4 protein-coding genes are annotated in these 2,113 nt (G+C 70.1%); all 4 read left to right on the top strand.

All coding sequences use genetic code 11. The features are described from left to right. Positions 1–555: 555 nt before the first annotated feature. Positions 556–714 carry a hypothetical protein gene (locus ACFOWE_RS31195; RefSeq protein ID WP_377294202.1) on the top strand — a complete coding sequence of 53 codons (159 nt, stop codon included), beginning with the start codon at positions 556–558 and terminating at the stop codon, positions 712–714. Between the two features lie 424 nt (positions 715–1,138). Further along, positions 1,139–1,432, top strand: coding sequence for a hypothetical protein (locus ACFOWE_RS31190; RefSeq protein WP_377294200.1), 294 nt, complete (start codon positions 1,139–1,141; stop codon positions 1,430–1,432). After that, positions 1,429–1,689 carry a hypothetical protein gene (locus ACFOWE_RS31185; protein ID WP_377294198.1) on the top strand — a complete coding sequence of 87 codons (261 nt, stop codon included), beginning with the start codon at positions 1,429–1,431 and terminating at the stop codon, positions 1,687–1,689. Before ACFOWE_RS31190 ends, ACFOWE_RS31185 begins: the two co-directional genes overlap by 4 nt. Continuing rightward, positions 1,647–2,113: relaxase/mobilization nuclease domain-containing protein (locus ACFOWE_RS31180; RefSeq protein WP_377294196.1), on the top strand; the 467-nt coding region annotated here is incomplete at its 3' end. The genes ACFOWE_RS31185 and ACFOWE_RS31180, both read left to right, overlap by 43 nt.

Raw genomic sequence — 2,113 nt, 5'->3', positions numbered from 1 at the left:
ACTTAACTACATCCCGCAGCGGGGCCAAATGAATCAAGATCTACGAATGTAGTACCTGTTGCATCCGATGATGTGCTACGGGCGGATTGGCCGCCAAGCATCTCCGCCCGTAGCTGAAACTACTTATGGGAGTAGCTACTCCCCGCCCGGACCCCTCTGTCGGCGCCAGGCAGATGACTACAAAGATAATTAATTCTTGACCACCACAGCAAGGCTTGACTTGATTAAACTTTATTGCTATTGGCGAGTTTTGTATGCAGTCGTGGCTGGAGAGTTGAATCAGGTGCGGTCCTAGCTGTAACTGATCTTTGACCCACGTGTTTAAATTTGATGGGCTGATCGTTAGATGAAGTGAGGTACCCTCCAAGCTGGAGGATGGGAATTCTCTGCGATTCCAGCTGCCGTAGTCACTCACGTGGTCGCCCACGGCGGGCTGGCCCTGACGATGCATCTGGCCGAGTATTGCGGTTTGGACGGACTGGCCGGTGAGCATGTCACGATCGCCACCCGCAATGGGGTGAACGCATCGGCAAATGCGCCTTGATTGTGGCCGGGATGATACGCGGCGCCGACAGCATCGACGACCTGGACATGCTGTGGCGCAGCGGCATTGGCGACGAGCTGGCGCCGCGCGCCTGCGACCGCCATGCCGAGCGGGTCCGCCGGGCCACCGGCACGACGCGGCCGAAGGGTCCCCGGCCCGGCGGCAGTTGACCCGAGCGGTCGACGCCTGCGCCCTGCCCCGGTGCGAGCCGCGCGGCGGGGTGTTTTCGTGTCCGGCGGACCGCCGTTTCGCGGAGCACGTTGGCAGACACGTCGGACGTAATTCCACAGGGGCGAGCCAGGGGTTTTCAGTCCCGGGGGCCGCCGCCGGCCCCGCGCTCGGCGCCGGGGTTTTCCCCGCCGCGGTCACCGGCCCGGCGCGCTTCGTTCCGGGAAACTGCTCCGCCCGGATCGGGAGGTAGCAAGATGAGGATCTGACGTCAGATCCTTTCGCTGGTTGATCACTTTGGTTACCTTGGCGGTGATCCGTCCCCGCCCTTGTCGGGGGCGGGTGCCTCGCGGGGAGGGGAGGGCCGCCGGTGCCGCAGACGGGGGAGGCGCCCGAGCGTCTGCAGCCGCGGCAGCGGCGGCCGAGGTGAGCGTTCCGCGGCTGCTGGCCGAGCTGGCGCTGGCCGAGCTGGATGGTGCCGATCGGCGGTTGCCGATCGGTGAGCGGCGGGCGATGGCCCGGGAGATCGCGATGGCCACCCGGCAGCTGCGCGCGGCCGGCGCCACCCTGACCCAGCTCGCCGCCGCGGTGGACGCCGGGCTCGCCCTGGAGCAGCGGCAGCAGGTGCTCGCGACGCTGGAGGCGGTGGGGCGGGCCGCCGAGCGGCTGGAGGCCGCCGCTGTAGTGCTGGCCGGTCGGGCGGGTGGGGGCGAGCGGTGATCGCCAAGATCGCTCCCGCGTATGGCCGGGACATGGCGGGCCTGGTGAGCTACCTGTTCGGTCCCGGGCGCGGCAACGAGCATCGCGACCAGCGGGTGATCGCCGCGGACGAGCAGCTGGAGGTCGCCGACGGCACCCGCCTGGATACGCCGGCGCACCGGGGGCGGGTGGCGGAGCTCGGGCACGCGCTGGATGACCATCGCCTGGTGGCTGGGTGTGGCACTGCGCGCTTTCCCTGGCTCCAGGCGAGTGCCTGACGGATGAGCAGTGGGCCGAGGTCGCCCGTGCGGCCGTGGCGGTGCTCGGGTTCGATGGCTGCGGCGGGCGGGCGCCGTGCCGGTGGATTGCGGTGCACCACGGGTCGTCCGCGGGCGGCAACGACCATATCCACCTGGCGGTCAACCTGGTGCGTGACGACTGCCGCCTGGCCCGGCCGGGCCGTGACCGCATGGTCATGTCGGCGTTGTGCGGCCGGATGGAGCGCCGGTTCGGGCTGCGGGTGGTGGAGGGCCGGGCCCGGCGGGGTCTGCCCGGTCTGAGCCGCGCGGAGATCGAGCGGGCCCGGCGCGGGCGCGGGGCGGGGACCGGGCCGCCGTCGCGGGGCGCGGGCCAGGGGCCGGGCCGCACGGAGCCGGATCGGATCGTGCTGCCCCGCCGGGTGCGGGCCGCCGCTGCGGCGGC

Origin of the sequence: Planomonospora corallina, from assembly GCF_042650625.1 — a bacterium.
Classification (GTDB): Bacteria; Actinomycetota; Actinomycetes; order Streptosporangiales; family Streptosporangiaceae; genus Planomonospora_B; species Planomonospora_B corallina.
Note: the sequence above shows the minus strand (reverse complement) of the source record. Positions and strands in the feature narration are given on the sequence as shown.

Bases quoted from the DNA above. Each gene is read 5' to 3' on its own strand.
- ACFOWE_RS31195 (WP_377294202.1), top strand. From the start codon at position 556: ATGATACGCGGCGCCGACAGCATCGACGACCTGGACATGCTGTGGCGC.